The organism is Actinomadura sp. 6N118, assembly GCF_044326415.1.
In the GTDB taxonomy this organism is placed as follows: Bacteria; Actinomycetota; Actinomycetes; order Streptosporangiales; family Streptosporangiaceae; genus Spirillospora.
The window spans coordinates 214600-231632 of record NZ_JBIRAZ010000013.1 but is presented as its reverse complement, the minus strand read 5'-3'; the positions used below and the strand labels follow the sequence as shown (position 1 = coordinate 231632).

Genomic DNA, 17033 nt, shown 5'->3' with positions numbered 1-17033 from the left:
GGTCAGGCGTCGGGCCGGCCGGGCGGCGGCGACTGGGCGGGCGTGCCCGTCGCCATCCGCAGCCGCTCGGCGAAACTCTCGTGAAGCAGCGGACCCCAGAGGTAGTCGCTCGGCACTCTGATGGCCCGGCCCAGCAGGTCGTGGGTGTCGGCGTGCGCGGGCTCCGCGGCTGGGCCGTCGGCGTATCGGACGGCGAGCAGCGCGTACATGTGGTCGAGGGCGCCGAAGGCCTCGCCCGCCACCGCGGGGAGCGAGCCGTCCGACACCGCCGACTCGACCACCGGCTCCCACCACAGGTCCGCGGGGTCGGCGTCCTCGTCGTCACCGCCGAAGTCGCGGCGGAGGCGTGCCCGCACCTGGCCCGACACGCCCGGGTCGGAGAGGCCCCGGCGCCAGACCTCGCGTGCCTCGTCGCCGCGCCCGCGCAGCGGCAGCGTGCGCGCGAGCAACTCGGTGGCCAGCGGCCCGACCTCCGGATCGGCGACGGCGTCATCGTCACCGAGGGCCGCCCCGAACGCGCCGATGGCCTGGTCGAGGCAGGAGATGCCGAGGGCCACCGCCAGCCGGGCGTAGGCGTACGGGGCGGACTCCCGGTCGATGACCTTCAGTCCCGCGGTCAGGACGCGCTGGGCGCGCGCCGGCTCGCCGCGTTCGAGCAGCCGCTGGGCGAGGTCGTGAGCGGCCACCGGGCCGTACTCGCGATCCCCGGTCCCGATCGCCTCCTCCCAGTGCCCCCGCGCGGTCTCGAAGTCGCCCGCGTCGTCGGCCAGCCGTCCCAGTGCCAGGAAGGCCGGCGGCAGGTAGGCGGGATTGCCGAAGTCGACCACGACCTGCCAGGCGCGGCCGGCCTCCAGGTGCTCGCCGGCCCGTTCGTGGGTGAGCGCCAGGTGGTAGGCGGCCCGCGGCCCGTACTCGGGGTCCGCGGTCGAGATCGCGACGCGGTCGGCCTCCCGCGCCCCCGCCACGTCCCCGGAGTCGTCGAGGACGACCGCCAGCCCGAGCGCGGCCTGCGCCCGCACCGGCGTGTCGCCCAGGGCGAGCACCTCCTGGAACAGCAGGGCGGCCCGGTCGGCCTCGCCGTTCTCGGCGAGCCGCCGGGCCTCCTCGCACAGCCGAGCCGGATCGTCAGGCGTCTTGCTCATGCGGCAGCCTTCTGGGGGTCCGAATGGTCCCCAGAGCCTATCGAGACCGGCCCCTCCGTCCCGGGACGACACCCGGATCCGGCCAAGAACGATCACAGATTCCGAAGCCGCGTCACGGTCAGTCCTCGAGCGCCTCCGGCTCAGTCCTCGAACGCCTCCGGCGGGGGGCAGGAGCACACCAGGTTGCGGTCGCCGTACGCCTGGTCGATGCGGCGCACCGGCGACCAGTACTTGTCCTCCCGCAGCGCCGGCACCGGGTAGGCGGCCTCCTCGCGGGTGTAGGAGTGCTTCCAGTCCTCGGTGATGAGGCTCGCCGCGGTGTGCGGGGCGTTCTTCAGCGGGTTGTCGTCGCGGTCGAACGTGCCGTCCGCGACCCGTTCGATCTCCCGCCGGATCTCGATCATGGCGTCTGCGAACCGGTCGAGCTCGGCGAGGTCCTCGCTCTCGGTCGGCTCGATCATCAGCGTGCCGGCGACCGGGAACGACAGGGTCGGCGCGTGGAAGCCGTAGTCGATCAGCCGCTTGGCGACGTCCTCGGCGGTGACGCCGGTCTCCTTGGTGATCTTGCGGAGGTCGGCGATGCACTCGTGCGCGACCAGGCCGTTCCGCCCGGTGTAGAGGACCGGGTAGTGCGGGGCGAGCCGCGCGGCCAGGTAGTTGGCACCGATGATGGCGCTCTCGGTGGCTTCGCGCAGGCCGTCCGGGCCCATCATCGCGATGTACGTCCACGAGATGGGGAGGATGCCGGCCGAGCCCCACGGCGCGGCCGAGATCGGCCCGACACCGGTCTCCTGGGGTCCCGCCTCCGCCCGCAGCGGGTGGCTGGGCAGGAACGGCACCAGGTGCTCGCGCACGCCGACCGGGCCGACGCCGGGACCGCCGCCGCCGTGCGGGATGCAGAACGTCTTGTGCAGGTTGAGGTGGGAGACGTCGGAGCCGAACTCGCCCGGCCGGGCCAGGCCCACCAGCGCGTTGAGGTTGGCGCCGTCGACGTAGACCTGGCCGCCCGCGTCGTGCACGGCCTTGCACACGTCCGCGATGGTCTCCTCGAAGACGCCGTGCGTGGAGGGGTAGGTCACCATGATCGCGGCGAGCTGCCCGCGGTGCTTGCCGATCTTGGCGTGCAGGTCGTCCAGATCGATGTTGCCCTGGTCGTCGCACTTGACGACGACGACCTTCATGCCCGCCATGACGGCGCTGGCGGCGTTGGTGCCGTGCGCCGAGGACGGGATCAGGCAGATGGTCCGGTCCTGGTCGCCGCGGGAGGCGTGGTAGCCGCGGATGGCCAGGAGCCCGGCCAGCTCGCCCTGCGACCCGGCGTTCGGCTGGACCGACACCCGCGCGTAGCCGGTGAGCTCGGCGAGCCAGTCCTCCAGCTCACCGATCAGCTCCAGATATCCCTGGACCTGCTCGACGGGCGCGAACGGGTGGATGTCCGCGAACTCGGGCCAGGTGATCGGCTCCATCTCGGTGGTGGCGTTCAGCTTCATCGTGCAGGAGCCGAGCGGGATCATCGACCGGTCCAGCGCGATGTCGCGGTCCTGCAGCCTGCGCAGGTAGCGCAACATCGCGGTCTCGGAGCGGTGCGCGTGGAACACCGGGTGGGTGAGGTACGGGCTCTCCCGGCGCAGCCCCTCGGGGATCACCTGTGCGACCGTCTCCGACGGCGCCTCGCCCAGGCCGAACGCGGCGAGCACCGCGGCCACGTCGGAGGCGTCGGTGGTCTCGTCACACGCGATCGCGAGGTGGTCGTCGTCGACCAGGCGCAGGTTGCGGCCGTTCTCCAGGGCCTTGGCGAGGATCTCCCGGGCCCGGCCGGGCACCCGCGCGAGGACGGTGTCGAAGAAGGTGTCGTGGACGACCTCGGCACCCGCCCGGCGGAGCCCGGCGGCGATCTCGGCGGCGTGCCCGTGCGTCCGTTCGGCGATGGCTGCCAGGCCCTCGGGGCCGTGGTAGACCGCGTACATGCTCGCCATGACGGCGAGCAGCACCTGGGCGGTGCAGATGTTGCTGGTCGCCTTTTCGCGCCGGATGTGCTGCTCGCGGGTCTGCAGCGCCAGCCGGTAGGCGGGGGCGCCGTCCGCGTCGACGGACACGCCGACCAGGCGGCCCGGCAGCTGCCGCTGGATGCCCTCGCCGACGGCCATGTAACCGGCGTGCGGGCCGCCGAAGCCGTACGGGACGCCGAACCGCTGCGACGAGCCGACGACGATGTCGGCACCCGACTCGCCCGGCGGTCGCAGCAGAGTCAGCGCGAGCAGGTCGGCCGCGACGACGACCCGGGCGCCGCGCTCGTGGGCGGCGGCGGTGACCGGCTCCAGGTCGCGCACCGCGCCGGAGGCGCCCGGGTACTGCAGGAGCACCCCGAAGAAGTCGCCCTCGGGCAGGCCGCCGGACAGGTCGGCGGTGACCACCTCGATGCCGAGCGGGACGGCGCGGGTCCGGATCACCTCGATCGTCTGCGGCAGCGCGTCGGCGTCGACCAGGAAGGAACCCGGGTCCTTGCGCTTGGAGACCCGGTGCGCGAGGGCCATGGCCTCGGCCGCGGCGGTCCCCTCGTCCAGCAGCGAGGCGTTGGCGACCGGCAGCCCCGTCAGGTCGCTCACCACGGTCTGGAAGTTGAGCAGCGCCTCCAGCCGCCCTTGGGAGATCTCGGGCTGGTACGGGGTGTAGGCGGTGTACCAGCCGGGGTTCTCCAGGACGTTGCGCAGGATGACGCCCGGCGTGTGCGTGCCGTGGTAGCCAAGGCCGATCATGGAGCGGACGACGGTGTTCTTCACGGCCAGCTCGCGCAGCCGCGCGAGGGCCTGCGGCTCGCTCAGCGCCGCCGGCAGGTCCAGCGGCCGGCCGGTCCTGATGACGGCGGGCACCGCGTCGTCCATCAGCGCCTCGGCGCTCGAATAGCCGATGGCCGCCAGCATCCGGGACTGGTCGTCGGGGGACGGGCCGATGTGCCGGTCGGCGAACGTGGACCGTGGGTGTTGCGGCGACGCCACCGGGGCGAAGTACTGGGCGGTCATAGGGGAATCCTCCTGGGCTGCTGCGGTCGCTCAGGGCCACCATCGGCCCGCGCTGGCCCGATGGCCGGTCTCCCCCTCTGTCATCGGCACCTGAGAGCTTCACCCGCGGAACGGGGTTTCCCCTTCGGTGAGACGTCAACCCCTCCATCGAGGGGACGACGCCTGCTTTCCAGAGGTGCCTCGCCCAGCGGTCCTTTTGCCTGAGAGGTTCCGGGGAGGTTGCCCCTTCGGCGCTCCACGCTGGCGGCGTGGAGTCTCTCCCGCACAGGGTCGACGGCATGTCCTAAGGGAACTCTATCCAAAGAGGACGGAAACGATCGACGCGGCCCGCGGTCCGGCGGCGCGCGGCCCGCGGTCCGCAGTCCGGGCCCATGATCGGCCGCGCTGGACGGTGAGTACGATATCCACAGCTCACAGAGCCACGGGCGGCCGGGAGCCAGGGGGCGAGACCAATAGGCGAGTCGGGTGGGGCTGCGCGGGGCAGGACGGCATGCCCCGCTCGACGAGGCGGCGCCGGTTCTGGGACGCTGATCACAGTGAGAGTTCCGGACGGTGGTGCGGCATGACACAGGGCGTGACGCACGGCACAACAGAGGGCGTTCCCGAGGCCCGGAGTGAGGCGCCCGAGCCCAGGCAGGGCGCCGCCGTCGGCGTGCCCGTGGACGAGCCCGCCGGGCCCGACCGGATCCGCCGCCCGGTCGACGCCATCCGTTTCCTGGCCGCCGTCGCCGGGCTCGCCGCGATCCTGCTGCTGGTCTCGATCGCCAAGGGCACCACGACCGGTCTGCAGAGCGACATCGTCGGGGGCACCACGCATGCCCCGCGGTTCCTGCTGACCATGGCCACGCTGGTCTCCAGCTTCGGTGTGCTGGCCGTGCCGGTGGCGTTCGCGATCGAGCGCCTGTTCCACAAGGACGGGGTACGGGTCGCGATCGCCCTGCTGGCGGCGGTGATCGCTTTCGGCCTCACCATCGTCCTGGACGACTGGGTGGTCCCCGCGGCCCCCGGCGGCGTCCTGGACTCCCTCATCTGGGGCGGCACCGACACCGCGCCCGTGCACACCGACATCACCCCGGTCATCGCGTTCGTCACGGCCGTGGGCATGGCCGGCCGGACGCGCTGGCAGGCCGCCACCTGGGCGATGATCGGGCTGGCGGCGCTGACCGGGCTGACGGCCCTGTACGCCTCCGTGGCCGCGCTGGCGGCCACCTACTTCCTCGGCCGGGCCATCGGCCACGGCACGCTGTACGCCGTCGGCACGCCCAACCCCCGCCCGCCCGGCACCGCGGTCATGATCGCCCTGGCCAGGCTGGGCTTCACACCTCTCCACGCCCGCCGTGTCCCGACTCCGGCCGACGAGCCCCGCGCCTACGACGTGGCGGTCGAGCAGGCCGCCGGCCGCCCTCTCCCCCAGGGCGAATGGCAACTGCGGGTCACCGTCCTGGACCGCGACCAGCAGACCGCCGGGCTCTTCTACCGGGTGTGGCGCCTGGTCCGGCTCCGCGCCGCGACGCCCCGCCGCGCGCTGCGGTCGCTGCGCCGGTCACTGGAGCAGGAATCCCTGATGGCGTACGCGGTCAACGCCGCCAACGCCCGGACGCCCCGCCTGCTGGGGACCTCCGAGGTGGGCACCGAGGCCGCCCTGCTCGCGTACGAGCACGTCTCGGGCCGCACCCTCAACACGCTCGCCGACGACGAGATCACCGACGAGCTCCTGGCCGACATCTGGCGCCAGTTCCAGCGGCTCCAGGCGGGGCGCCTCGCCCACCGCCGGCTGGAGGGCGAGGCCATCCAGATCACCGAAGGCCGGGCGCATCTGATCCACCTGCGCGTCGGCGAGGTCGCCGCCGGTGACCTGGCGCTGCGCCTCGACCTGGCCCAGCTCCTCACCACGCTCGCCCTGCGCGTCGGGCCGGAACGCGCGGTCGCGACCGCCTCACCCATCCTCGGCGACGGCACCCTGGCCGGGGTCGTGCCGATGCTCCAGCGGGTCGCCCTCACCCGCGCGACCCGGGCCGCGCTGCGGCACGACAAGGATCTCCTGACCCGCATCCGCGAGCAGATCCTGCGCCTGAAGCCCGAGGGCGAGGCCCCGCCGATCCGGCTGGAGCGTTTCCGCCCCCGCACGATCGTCAGCATCGTGGCCCTCTCCTTCGCGGCCTACATCATCATCCCCCAGCTCAGCAGCGTCGATCTCGGCAATCTGCTGTCGGCGGCCGAGTGGTGGTGGGCAGCGGCCGGCCTGGCCGCGGCGGCCGCCACCTACGTGGCCGCCGCCTGGATGCTCATCGGCTTCGTGCCCGAGCCGCTCCCGCTCTGGCGCACGGTCCTGGTGCAGCTGGCCGCGTCGTTCGTGAAGCTGGTGGCCCCGGCCGCCGTCGCGGGCGTGGCGCTCAACACCCGCTACCTCCAGCGCTCCGGGGTCCGTCCCGGGCCGGCGGTGGCCAGCGTGGGCGCCTCCCAGCTGATGGGCATGGCCACCCACATCCTGCTGCTGGTCCTCTTCGGCTTCCTCACCGGCTCGACGACGAACGCCACCAAGGACCTGGCGCCGTCCCGGATGATCGTCATCGTCCTGCTGGCGCTCGCCGTCGTCGCCGGGATCGCGCTCACCATCCCCAAGGTGCGGCGCTTCCTCACGGCACGGCTGAAGAACATGTTCTCCGGCGTCGTGCCCCGGCTGGTGGACGTGCTCCAGTCGCCCAAGAAGATGATCACGGGGATGGGCGGCATCGTCCTGCTCAGCGCCGGCTTCGTGATCTGCCTGGACAGCTGCATCCGCGCCTTCGGCGGTGAGCTGCCGCTCACCACGGTGATCGTGGTCTTCCTGACCGCCAACGCGGTCGGCTCGGCCGCGCCCACTCCCGGCGGCCTCGGCGCCGTCGAAGGGGCACTGACCCTGGCGCTGACCCTGGCCGGCCTCAGCGCCGAGACCGCGGCGTCGGCCGTGCTGCTCTACCGCTTGCAGACGCTGTGGTTCCCGGTGCTCCCGGGCTGGGCCGCGTTCGCCTACCTGCAGCGCAAGGAAGCGATCTAACCCGTCTTGCGCACGCGCCGACGATGCGCCAGCTCGTCGTGCGGTTGATCGTCGTCATCGTCGGTCACGGCTCGTTCCCCCGGCAGCTCCGCGAGGCTGCCTTCGACCTCCTGCCAGACCCGCCCGAGGGCGATGCCGAAGACGCCCTGGCCGCCCTGGAGCAGATCCACGACCTCGTCGGCCGACGTGCACTCGTACACGCTGACGCCGTCGCTCATGAGCGTGATCTGGGCCAGATCGTTGACCCCCCGGTCCCGCAGGTGCGTCACCGCGGTCCGGATCTGCTGCAACGACACACCCGTGTCCAGGAGCCGTTTGACGACCTTGAGGACGAGGATGTCGCGGAAACTGTAGAGCCGCTGGCTGCCCGAACCGTGCGCGGCCCGCACACTCGGCTCGACGAGCCCCGTGCGTGCCCAGTAGTCCAGCTGCCGGTAGGTGATCCCGGCCGCGGAGCACGCGGTCGGCCCGCGGTAGCCGACATCCTCGGGCGGCGACGACACCTCGGTGTCGAAGAGCAGTCCCTGCTCTCCGGCACGCCGAGACGCCATGTGCCTATCGGGGGTCGCCTTGCCCTCGCCGCTGCTCACCGCCACGCGGACCTCCGGCTTCTATCAGCCCGCCGCGCTCCGTCAAGGGGGTTTGACGAATTACACCACGGGTGTTCCACCAGCACGGTAGGTGCCGGTCAGGGTGTGGTCAACGTTCGTCGTCGGCGCGTCGCATGCCCGGATGAACCGGCTTCACGTGGGCAAATTGCGCACCCCGCACCCCATGTACTCCTACCCAGGTGATTACCCAGCGGAAACAGGACCCTCACCAGCAATGCAAGATCACTCGGAACCGGGCATGACCTTGCATGCCCAAAAAGCTTTACCTAACCCGGAGGACCGCTGTTCGGCCTCGGACGCTAGCCCGCTCTCCCGAAGTCCTCAGGGGTGATGGTGTCGAGGAATTCGCGGAACTTCTCGACCTCGTCCTCCTGCTCGTCGGGGATGGCGACCCCGGCCTCTTCGAGGACGTCCTCGCTGGCGAAGATGGTGGCCCCGGTGCGCAGGGCCAGGGCGATCGAGTCGGAGGGGCGGGCGCTCACCTCGACGCCGTTGGAGAACACCAGGTCCGCGAAGAAGATGCCTTCGCGCAGCGCGATGATGTTGACCGTGCGCAGCTGGACGCTCAGGGCGTCGAGAACGTCGCGGAAGAGGTCATGGGTGAGCGGGCGTGCCGGCAGCACGCCCTGCTGGGCGAAGGCGATCGCGGTCGCCTCCACCGCCCCGATCCAGATGGGCAGGTAACGATCCCCGTCCGTCTCCTTCAACAGGACGATCGGCTGATTGGAGGGCATCTCGACCCGGACGCCGACGACCTCCATCTGCTTCACTGCGGCTCCCTGCTGGTCCTCGCTGTCTCGATCACCAATTGCCCAGATCGATTTCTGACCGAACCTTGTAGCCAACGTACACCCGACCCCCGACACGGGGGCGCGCGGACGGCGCGGCAATAACCTCCGGCGAGTCCATGATCAGGGGTCAAGGCTTTCGCGCAGCCCTGTGGCCAGCAGCGCAGCGTGCAGCCGGACCGACAAATCGGCGATCTCACGGGCCGCCTCGGCCGCCTGCTCGTGCGCGCCGGGGCTGCGGCGGCGCAGCTGGGGTGCGATCACCTGTTCGATGAGGCCGACCTGCCGGTCGGCGGCGGCCTTGAGGGCCCGCAGATTGCGGACCTCGACGCCGAACGACCCGAGGGCGGCGGCGGCGCGGGCGATCGTGAGAGCCTCGCCGTCGTAGTGGGCGCCCGCGCGGGTCACCAGCCCGTAGTCCTCCAGGTTGCTCAGCAGGTCCTCGTCGATCCCGGCGCCGTCCAGGAGCTGGCGCCGGGTGAGGCGCACGGCGGGCTCCGGGGCACCCGTGTCCGCCGCCACGAGCGTGCGGGGGCGGCGTTCCTGCGCCGGAACATGCCGGGCCGCCTCCAGGGACGGCGGGGCCTCACCGCGGTCCCGGGCGTCCAGCCGCTGCTTGATCACCCGCAGTGGCAGATAGTGGTCACGCTGGGCGGCGAGGATGAACCGCAGCCGCTCGACGTCGGTCTCGCCGAACTTGCGGTATCCGGAGGGGCTGCGCTGCGGCTCGATCAGGCCCTCCGCCTCCAGGAAGCGGATCTTGGAGATGGTGACGTCGGGGAAGTCGGCCCTGAGCAGGCCCAGAACGTCCCCGATCGTCATCAGGGCACGGGCCGGCTGCGCGTTCATGGCTCCTCCCCTCGTCCCCGTGGCGGCCGCCCGCCCGGCGTGCCGCCCGTCACCCCGCGTGCGGCCGTCCGGTCACCCGTGCTGCGGATTGGTCAGGAACACGAGCCGGAACTTGCCGATCTGGACCTCGTCGCCGCCCGACAGGCCGGCCGAGTCGATCCGCTGCCGGTTGACGTAGGTGCCGTTGAGGCTGCCCACGTCCCGGACCGAGAAGCTGCCGCCCTGACGGGCGAACTCGGCGTGCCGGCGGGACACGGTCACGTCGTCCAGGAAGATGTCGCTCTCCGGGTGGCGCCCCGCCGACGTGCGCTCCTTGTCGAGCAGGAAGCGGCTGCCGGCGTTGGGCCCGCGCTTGACCACCAGCAGCGCGGTGCCGGGAGGCAGGGCCTCGACGGCGACCTGGTCCGGGCCGACGGGCTCCTCGGTGCTCTGATCGGTGTCGAGGGCCTCGAAGCCGCCGATCGAGATCGTCGACGTCGACTCGCCCGGCGACTCGCGGTAGGCCGGCGGTGGCGGCTGCTGGGGCGCAGGGGAAGGAGGCGTGGCGGTCCGCGTCAGCGGAGTGCCGCAGTTGGAGCAGAAGCGGGCATCATCCGGGTTGGCGTGACCGCACTGCGTGCAGTAGACGCTCGGCATCGATCGGCTCGGCCTCCTACCATCGGCGTGCCGCTGGCCCCTCGCTCTCACGAGGGCCGCCTGCGCCACGCGCATCCTTTACCAACCCACGCCGGGGACCCGCCCCCGACCACGGTCCGACTCCCCGTCCTCCAACACGACGGTCGCCGCAACTTACGCGGGTATTGCCCGAGGGGTCAACTGGATCGGGGAGCCGATCTCCTCAAGCTACCTTCGATAATGATCGCAGGTCTACGCCGCCGCGCGGACGAGACTCGATCACCAACCCCGTTGCCCCTCACCTCGACCGTACCGCGCGGATGGTGAGTCTGGTACGCGGGGTGACGTCGTGCTCGCGCCGGGTTGGGAGCGCCTTGACCACGCCGCCGGAAATGTTGAGCGCCCCTGTCATGGAATTGTCATGGAATGCGGCTCTCCGACGGCGGGGAAGCGGGCGGTGCGGCGGGGAAGGTGACACGGAACGCGGCGCCGCCGCCCGGCTCGGAACGCGCCGTCGCCGTGCCGCCGTGCGCCTCGGCGACGGCGGCGACGATCGAGAGCCCCAGCCCCGCCCCGCCGTGATCACGCGTCCGGGCCTCGTCCGCCCGGTAGAAACGTTCGAACACCTTGGCGCACTGCTCCGCGGTGAGGCCAGGCCCGGTGTCGGCGACCTCGACGAAGGCCTGGCCTCCCGCGACGCCGGCGTGGACGGTGGCGGCTGTCCCGGCTGGGGTGTGCCGCCGGACGTTGACGAGGAGGTTCCCGAGCACCTGCCGCAGCCGTTCGGCGTCACCCAGGACGGCGACGGGCCCGTCCGCCTCCAGCGTGAGCGGACGGTCGGGTTCCACCGCGCCGGCGTCCGCGACGGCGTCGGCGGCGAGGGCGGCCAGATCGACAGGTTCGCGTTCCAGGGGGCGGCCCTGGTCGAGGCGCGCCAGGAGCAACATCTCGTCGACCAGCAGGCCCATCCGCTCGGCCTCGGACTCGATCCTGCGCATGGCCTTGGCCAGGTCTCCTGGCCGGTCGGCGGCGCCGCGCCGGAACAGCTCGGCGTACCCGCGGACGGTCGCCACGGGGGTGCGCAGCTCGTGCGAGGCGTCGGCGATGAAGCGCCGCAGGCGTTCCTCGGAGGCCGCGCGTTCGCGGAAGGCCGACTCGATCTGCGCGAGCATCGCGTTCAGCGCGGCGCCGAGCCTGCCCACCTCGGTCTTCGGGCCGGGCGCGTCGACGCGCCGGGCAAGGTCGCCGCCGCCGATGGCGCCCGCGGTCTCGGCGATCTCGTCCAGCGGCCTCAGCGCCCGCCGTATCGCGCGCCAGGCCAGTAACGTGACGCCGCCGAGGACGAGCAGGGTCACCGAGAACAACGTCCCGAGCGTCCGGCCGATCAGCTCGTCCTGCTCGGTGGTGCGCATGGCCATCACCAGCGTGCCGCGCCCACCGGGCAGCCACGCGGCGCGGATCCGCCAGTCGGGCGTGTGGTTGCCGAACGGCCCCTCCCACCGGTCCTCGGCGCCGGTCACGAACGCCTCGATCCGGGTGAACCGCTCGCCGTCGGGATTGTCCTCGTCCGCCTTCCCCGGGCGGACGCTCGCCGGGATCGGCGGCGTCTCGGCGAACGACACGGTCTGCAGGACCTTGCCGTCCGGCCCGCGGACCTGGAGGAACGAGGGGAATCCGCCGTACCGGCTCCCGGCCTGCCACAGGCGCGGCAGGTCCTCGGTGGCCGGCGGCAGGGTGAGCCCGTCGCCCCGGTCGGCGCGGGCCGCGATGAGGACCGCCGCCTCCCGGCCGACCGAGCTCATCAGCCGGTCGTTGGTCGAGGTCTTCCAGTCGAAGATCGCCGCGATGGTCGAGGCGCCCACGGTGACGAGTCCCAGCGTCAGGAGCACCAGCACGGTCAGGATGAGCCGCCGGCGGAGGGACATCAGGCCTCCCTGGGCAAGCGGAGGATGTAGCCGATGCGCGGCACCGTGTGGATCAGGCGGGGGTCGCGGTCGTCGACCTTGCGCCGCAGGTAGCTGACGTAGGTCTGGACGACACCGTCGCTGCCGCCGAAGTCGTACTCCCAGACGTGGTCGAGGATCTGCCGCTTGGACAGGACTCGGCCCGAGTTCAGCACCAGATAGCGCAGCAGCTTGAACTCGGTCGGGGTCAGCTCGACGAAGTCGCCGCCGCGCCGCACCTCGTAGGTGTCCTCGTCGATCTCCAGGTCGGCGAACACCAGCCGGGAACGGTCGCGGTCGCGGTCGTGCGGCCTGGCCCGGCGCAGGACGGCCCGGATGCGCGCGATCAGCTCCTCCAGGCTGAACGGCTTGGTCACGTAGTCGTCGCCGCCGACCGTCAGCCCCTTGATCTTGTCCTCGGTGGCGTCGCGGGCGGTCAGGAACACCACCGGCGCCTCGCAGCCGTCGCGCCGCAGTTTGGCGCAGGTCTCCAGGCCGGAGCCGTCCGGGAGCATCACGTCGAGCACGATGAGGTCGGGGGCGAACCGCGCCACCTGCGTCAGGGTCTCCGCGCCCGACCCGGCGACGGCCGCCTCGAACCCCTCATAGCGGAGCGCGGTGGCGACCAGATCGGCCAGGTACGTCTCGTCGTCGACCACGAGGATGCGTGTGGGGGCATGTGTCACGCGCCCAGTCTCGCTCCAGGACCGCTTTGGGCGCAGTGTGAGATCCCTTAGAGATCCCTGTGAAAGCTGATTCACAGGGATCCCTAAGAGCGTCCACACAGGCCCCGAAGACCGGGCCGCTGCACTGAGCCGCATGGAGAGATTCTCTGGATTCGTGCTGCGGCACAAACTTCTCGTCACGCTGCTGTGGCTGGCCGCCACCTGCGCGGGCGCCCTGGCCGTCACGCAGGTCACCGACCGGCTGAAGGAGGACTTCGCGCCGCCGGGATCGGCCGCGCGCGACGCGAACGCCGCGATCGCGCAGTTGTACGGCTCGGGCGGCACGGAAAAGCCGCTGATCCCCGTGATCACACTGCCCGCCGGGCAGAACCTGGACTCGCCCCAGGTCAAGGCGGCGCTGGGCAAGGCCTTCGACGCCGCCCGGACCCGGTTGGACGCGCGTGTCGTCTCGTACGCCGACACCGGGGACCGGCGCCTGGTCGGCTCGGACGGCCGGACCACGTTCGGCCTGGTCTTCCCGATTCAGGAGACGGAAGGCGGGGAAGGCGGCGGCGGGCTCGACGAGGGCCCGGACCTGAGCGGTCCGCTCGGCCAGGTGCTGCGGTCGCAGCTTCCGGCCGGCGCCACGGTCGCTGTGACCGGCATGGAGGGGCTTGAGGAGGGCGCCGGGAGTGAGGGGCCGAGCGTGCTCGTCGAGACGCTCGTGGGCGGCGTCGGCGCGCTGGTCGTGCTCGCCTTCGTCTTCGGCTCGTTCCTCGCACTGGTGCCGCTCGCCATCGCCGTCGTGTCGATCCTGACCTCGTTCCTGGCGGTGTACGGGATCACCGGCGTGACGGACGTCAACTTCATGGTGCAGTTCGTCGTCGCCCTGATCGGGCTGGGCGTGGCGGTCGACTACTCGCTGCTGCTGGTCACCCGGTGGCGGGAGGAACGGGCCCGGGGGCACGAGGGCGACGCGGCGGTGCGCCGGGCCATGGCCACGGCCGGGCACGCGGTCCTCTTCAGCGCCGTCGCGGTGGCCATCGGGCTGATCGCGATGCTGGCCATGCCGGTGGAGTTCCTGCGCAGCGTCGCGTACGGAGGCATGATCATCCCGACGGTGAGCGCGCTGGCCACGCTCACGCTGCTGCCGGTCGTCCTGGCCACCATCGGCCCCTGGCTGGACCGGCCCAAGCTCCGCAAGGAGGCCGGGGCCAGCCGGGCTTGGATGGCATGGACCCGCATGGTGGTGCGCTTCAAGTGGGTGGCGGTCCTGGTGTCCACGGCGGTGCTCGCCGCCCTGGCGTACGTCGCGCTCGGGATGAACCTCGGCGAGGCTCACAGCGGTGCCATGGCCAAGTCCGGCCACGCCTACGAGGGCCTGACGGCGCTCCGCCACGGGGGCGTGCCGTCCGGCGTTCTCACCCCCGTCGACGTCCTCCTGCCTGCCGGCGCCGATCCGGCCCGCGTCGCCGCCGAAATGCGCGGCCTGCCCGGAGTGCACGCCGTGGTCGCGCCCGAAGGAGACGGCTGGCGGCGTGACGGCTCCGCGCTCGTCACCGTCCTGCCCGCCGGAGAGGGCGGCACCGGCGCGGGCAAGGACACCGTGAAGGCCATCCGCGGCGCCGCGCCGCCGGGTGCGCAGGTGGGCGGCGAGACCGCGGCCGATCTCGACTTCACCGACAAGGTGTACGGCGCGTTCCCGCTCCTGCTGGCGGTCATCGGCCTGCTCACGTTCGTGCTGCTGGCCCGAGCGTTCCGGTCGCTCCTGCTGCCGCTGAAGGCCGTGCTGCTCAATCTGCTGTCGCTGGCGGCCGTCCTCGGCTCGACGGTCCTCGTGTGGCAGCAGGGCCACGGCAGCGAGCAGATCTGGGGCATCTCGGCGACGGGGTCGATCGCGGTCTTCATCCCGGCGATGGTGTTCGCGTTCCTCTACGGGCTGTCGATGGACTACGAGGTCTTCATCCTCGCCCGGATGCGGGAGGAGTACGACCGCACCGGCTCCACGGAGACGGCCGTCATCGAGGGCATCGGGCGGACCGGGCGGCTGGTGACCAGCGCGGCGCTCATCCTGTTCCTGGCGTTCGCCTCGCTGGCCGCGGCGCCCATCGTCGAGGTCAAGATCTTCGCGACCGGGCTGGGGCTCGGCATCCTGCTCGACGCGACGATCATCCGCGCGCTCCTGGTCCCGGCGATGGTCGCACTCTTCGGCAAATGGAACTGGTGGTTGCCGCCGTGGGCCGCCCGGATCCTGCGCGTGGCGCCGTCAGGGGGCGGCCACGGCCGCCTTGGACTTGTCGAGCCCGATGTGGACGGCGAGCCCGCCGAGCACGGTGCCCATCGCGTACCGCTGGACGCGCTGCCAGAGCGGCCGCCGCGCTAGGAACAGCGCGACCGCCCCCGCGCTCAGCACCCAGAGGGCGTTGACCGTCAGCGCCACGGCGACCTGGGTCAAGCCGAGGATGAGGCCCTGCAGCGCGACGTGGCCGCGTTCCGGGTCGACGAACTGGGGCAGCAGCGACACGTACAGGATCGCGATCTTCGGATTGAGGAGGTTGGTCACCAGGCCCATGGTGAAGAGCCGGCGCGGCGGGTCCACCGGAAGCTCCTTGGGGGCGAACGGGGAGCCGCCGCCCGGCCGCACCGCCTGCCAGGCCATCCAGAGCAGGTAACCGGCGCCGGCCAGCTTGATCGCCGTGTAGAGCGCCGGGACCAGCGTGAAGACCGTGGTGAGCCCGGCGGTGGCCGCGAGCACGTACACCACGAACCCGACCGCCACCCCGCCCAGCGAGATCATCCCGGCCCGCCGGCCCTGCGTGATCGTCCGCGAGACCAGATAGATCATGTTGGGACCGGGCGACAACACCATGCCCAGCGCGACCGCCGCGATCCCCGCCATTGCACCGAACGAAACCATCACACCTCAAATCTCGGGATATTGCTCCGAGCCTAGACCTCCAGGCTTTCTCGGTGCAATATTGGACATTGCTCTCGGTGCAATGAGAGGGATGACGACGTGGACGACTACCGGCTCGTCGCCGACGCGGTGGCGGCCGAGATCGCCTCCGGACGGCTGCGCCCGGGCGACCGGCTCGCCCCGCAACGCGAGTTCGCACGCGCACGCGGCATCGCCACCTCGACCGCCGCCCGGGTCTACAAGGAGCTGGTGCGGCGCGGCCTGGTCGTCGGCGAGGTCGGCCGCGGCACCTTCGTGCGATCCGCGGACCGCACGGCCGAGCCCGCGCTCTCCGAACCCGCGCAGGCACGCGTCGACCTGGAGCTGAACCTGCCGATCGTCCCGGGGCAGGCCGAGCTGCTCACCGCCGGGCTGCGCCGGTTCCAGCGTCCCGACGTGCTGGGGGCGGCGCTGCGCCCGGCCGGGGCCACCGGCACGCGTTGCGCCCGCCAGGCCGCCGCCGGGCTGCTCGCGCACGGCGGCTGGCATCCGGATCCGGCGGCGCTGCGTTTCACTGGCAGCGGGCGTCAGGCGATCGCCGCGGCGCTGTCGGCCCTGGTGCCCGCCGGTGAACGGCTGGCCGTCGAAGCGCACACCTATCCGGTCGTCAAGAGCCTGGCGGCGCGGCTCGGCATCGTCCTGGTGCCCGTCGAAGTGGACGAGCACGGGTTGAACCCGGACGCCCTGGCCGCAGCCCACCGCGCCGCCCCGGTCCGCGCCGTCTACGTCCAGCCGACCTTGCACAATCCCTCCAGCGCGACCATGCCGGCAGCCCGTCGCGCCGCGCTGGCCGACGTGCTCCAGCGGCACCACGTGCACGCGGTCGAGGACACGATCTGGGCGTTCCTGCCGGACGAGGCGCCACCGCCGCTCGCGTCGTTCGCCCCGGCCCACACGATCCTGGTCGACAGCCTCTCCAAGCGTCTCGCCCCTGGGCTGACCGCCGGTTTCGCCGTCGTGCCGCCGGGCGTCATCGACGCCTTCACCTCGGCGGTGCGATCGGGCGCGTGGCTGCCCTCCGGATTCGCGCTCGACGCGGTGACCGGCTGGATCAACGACGGCACGGTCTCCGAGATCACCGCCCGCAAACGCGCGGACGTGGTGACCCGCCAGGCCATCCTCACCGAGACCCTCGCGGGCTTCCGGCTCCGCACGGACCCGCGGTCGTACTTCTGCTGGTGGGATCTGCCCGCGCCGTGGCGCGCCGAGACGTTCGTCGCAGCCGCGGCACGCCGGGGCATCGCCGTCACGCCCGCCGCCGCGTTCGCCGTCGGCAACGGCGGCTCGCCCAACGCGGTGCGGTTCGGCCTGGCCTCTCCCCCGCCCGAGACCCTGGCACACGCGCTCGGCGTGCTGGGCTCGATCGCCCGCGGCACGCCCGATGACGCGGCGGTCGACTAAGCAACC

At 72.2% G+C, this 17033-nt stretch carries 12 protein-coding genes and 2 riboswitches; of the genes, 3 read left to right on the top strand and 9 right to left on the bottom strand.

Annotated features, from left to right (window positions below; translation table 11 throughout):
- Positions 1–2: 2 nt before the first annotated feature.
- Positions 3–1142, bottom strand: coding sequence for a tetratricopeptide repeat protein (locus ACH34W_RS31640; RefSeq protein WP_395964796.1), 1140 nt, complete (start codon positions 1140–1142; stop codon positions 3–5).
- Between the two features lie 140 nt (positions 1143–1282).
- Complete coding sequence (gene gcvP / locus ACH34W_RS31635; protein ID WP_395964795.1) at positions 1283–4162, bottom strand: aminomethyl-transferring glycine dehydrogenase; 2880 nt, start codon at positions 4160–4162, stop codon at positions 1283–1285.
- A gap of 68 nt (positions 4163–4230) precedes the next feature.
- A riboswitch (glycine riboswitch) is annotated at positions 4231–4340 on the bottom strand.
- Positions 4341–4435: riboswitch (glycine riboswitch) on the bottom strand.
- 289 nt (positions 4436–4724) lie between these two features.
- Here gcvP and ACH34W_RS31630 point away from each other — a divergent pair.
- The gene (locus ACH34W_RS31630; RefSeq protein ID WP_395964794.1) at positions 4725–7199 is read left to right on the top strand and encodes a YbhN family protein; all 2475 of its coding nucleotides are present in this window, start codon (positions 4725–4727) and stop codon (positions 7197–7199) included.
- Here ACH34W_RS31630 and ACH34W_RS31625 read toward each other — a convergent pair.
- From ACH34W_RS31625 to ACH34W_RS31600, 6 genes are all read right to left on the bottom strand, one after another.
- Positions 7196–7795, bottom strand: coding sequence for a MerR family transcriptional regulator (locus ACH34W_RS31625; protein WP_395964793.1), 600 nt, complete (start codon positions 7793–7795; stop codon positions 7196–7198). The two genes, ACH34W_RS31630 and ACH34W_RS31625, sit on opposite strands and share 4 nt — an antisense overlap.
- Before the next feature lie 314 nt (positions 7796–8109).
- Positions 8110–8580, bottom strand: a complete 471-nt coding sequence (locus ACH34W_RS31620) for a bifunctional nuclease family protein (protein ID WP_395964792.1) — start codon at positions 8578–8580, stop codon at positions 8110–8112.
- A 141-nt stretch (positions 8581–8721) separates the two neighbouring features.
- Positions 8722–9447, bottom strand: a complete 726-nt coding sequence (locus ACH34W_RS31615) for a MerR family transcriptional regulator (protein ID WP_395964791.1) — start codon at positions 9445–9447, stop codon at positions 8722–8724.
- Positions 9448–9519: 72 nt separating this feature from the next.
- Positions 9520–10083 (bottom strand): FHA domain-containing protein, encoded by a 564-nt coding sequence (locus ACH34W_RS31610; protein ID WP_395964790.1) that lies wholly within the window; start codon positions 10081–10083, stop codon positions 9520–9522.
- A gap of 398 nt (positions 10084–10481) precedes the next feature.
- Positions 10482–11987, bottom strand: a complete 1506-nt coding sequence (locus ACH34W_RS31605; RefSeq protein WP_395964789.1) for a sensor histidine kinase — start codon at positions 11985–11987, stop codon at positions 10482–10484.
- On the bottom strand, positions 11987–12691 hold the full coding sequence (locus ACH34W_RS31600; RefSeq protein WP_395964788.1) for a response regulator transcription factor: 705 nt from the start codon (positions 12689–12691) through the stop codon (positions 11987–11989). Before ACH34W_RS31600 ends, ACH34W_RS31605 begins: the two co-directional genes overlap by 1 nt.
- Positions 12692–12824: 133 nt before the next feature.
- On the opposite strand from ACH34W_RS31600, the gene ACH34W_RS31595 reads away from it, so the two are divergent.
- Complete coding sequence (locus tag ACH34W_RS31595) at positions 12825–15053, top strand: MMPL family transporter (protein ID WP_395964787.1); 2229 nt, start codon at positions 12825–12827, stop codon at positions 15051–15053.
- Here ACH34W_RS31595 and ACH34W_RS31590 read toward each other — a convergent pair.
- The gene (locus ACH34W_RS31590; protein WP_395964786.1) at positions 14937–15587 is read right to left on the bottom strand and encodes a LysE family translocator; all 651 of its coding nucleotides are present in this window, start codon (positions 15585–15587) and stop codon (positions 14937–14939) included. The two genes, ACH34W_RS31595 and ACH34W_RS31590, sit on opposite strands and share 117 nt — an antisense overlap.
- 99 nt (positions 15588–15686) lie before the next feature.
- On the opposite strand from ACH34W_RS31590, the gene ACH34W_RS31585 reads away from it, so the two are divergent.
- Positions 15687–17027, top strand: a complete 1341-nt coding sequence (locus ACH34W_RS31585) for a PLP-dependent aminotransferase family protein (protein WP_395964785.1) — start codon at positions 15687–15689, stop codon at positions 17025–17027.
- Positions 17028–17033 lie beyond the last annotated feature (6 nt).

Coding starts and splice junctions, on each gene's coding strand:
- ACH34W_RS31640 (WP_395964796.1), bottom strand. CDS start 1,142: ATGAGCAAGACGCCTGACGATCCGGCTCGGCTGTGCGAGGAGGCCCGG.
- gcvP (WP_395964795.1), bottom strand. CDS start 4,162: ATGACCGCCCAGTACTTCGCCCCGGTGGCGTCGCCGCAACACCCACGG.
- ACH34W_RS31630 (WP_395964794.1), top strand. CDS start 4,725: ATGACACAGGGCGTGACGCACGGCACAACAGAGGGCGTTCCCGAGGCC.
- ACH34W_RS31615 (WP_395964791.1), bottom strand. CDS start 9,447: ATGAACGCGCAGCCGGCCCGTGCCCTGATGACGATCGGGGACGTTCTG.
- ACH34W_RS31610 (WP_395964790.1), bottom strand. CDS start 10,083: ATGCCGAGCGTCTACTGCACGCAGTGCGGTCACGCCAACCCGGATGAT.
- ACH34W_RS31605 (WP_395964789.1), bottom strand. CDS start 11,987: ATGTCCCTCCGCCGGCGGCTCATCCTGACCGTGCTGGTGCTCCTGACG.
- ACH34W_RS31595 (WP_395964787.1), top strand. CDS start 12,825: ATGGAGAGATTCTCTGGATTCGTGCTGCGGCACAAACTTCTCGTCACG.
- ACH34W_RS31590 (WP_395964786.1), bottom strand. CDS start 15,587: ATGGTTTCGTTCGGTGCAATGGCGGGGATCGCGGCGGTCGCGCTGGGC.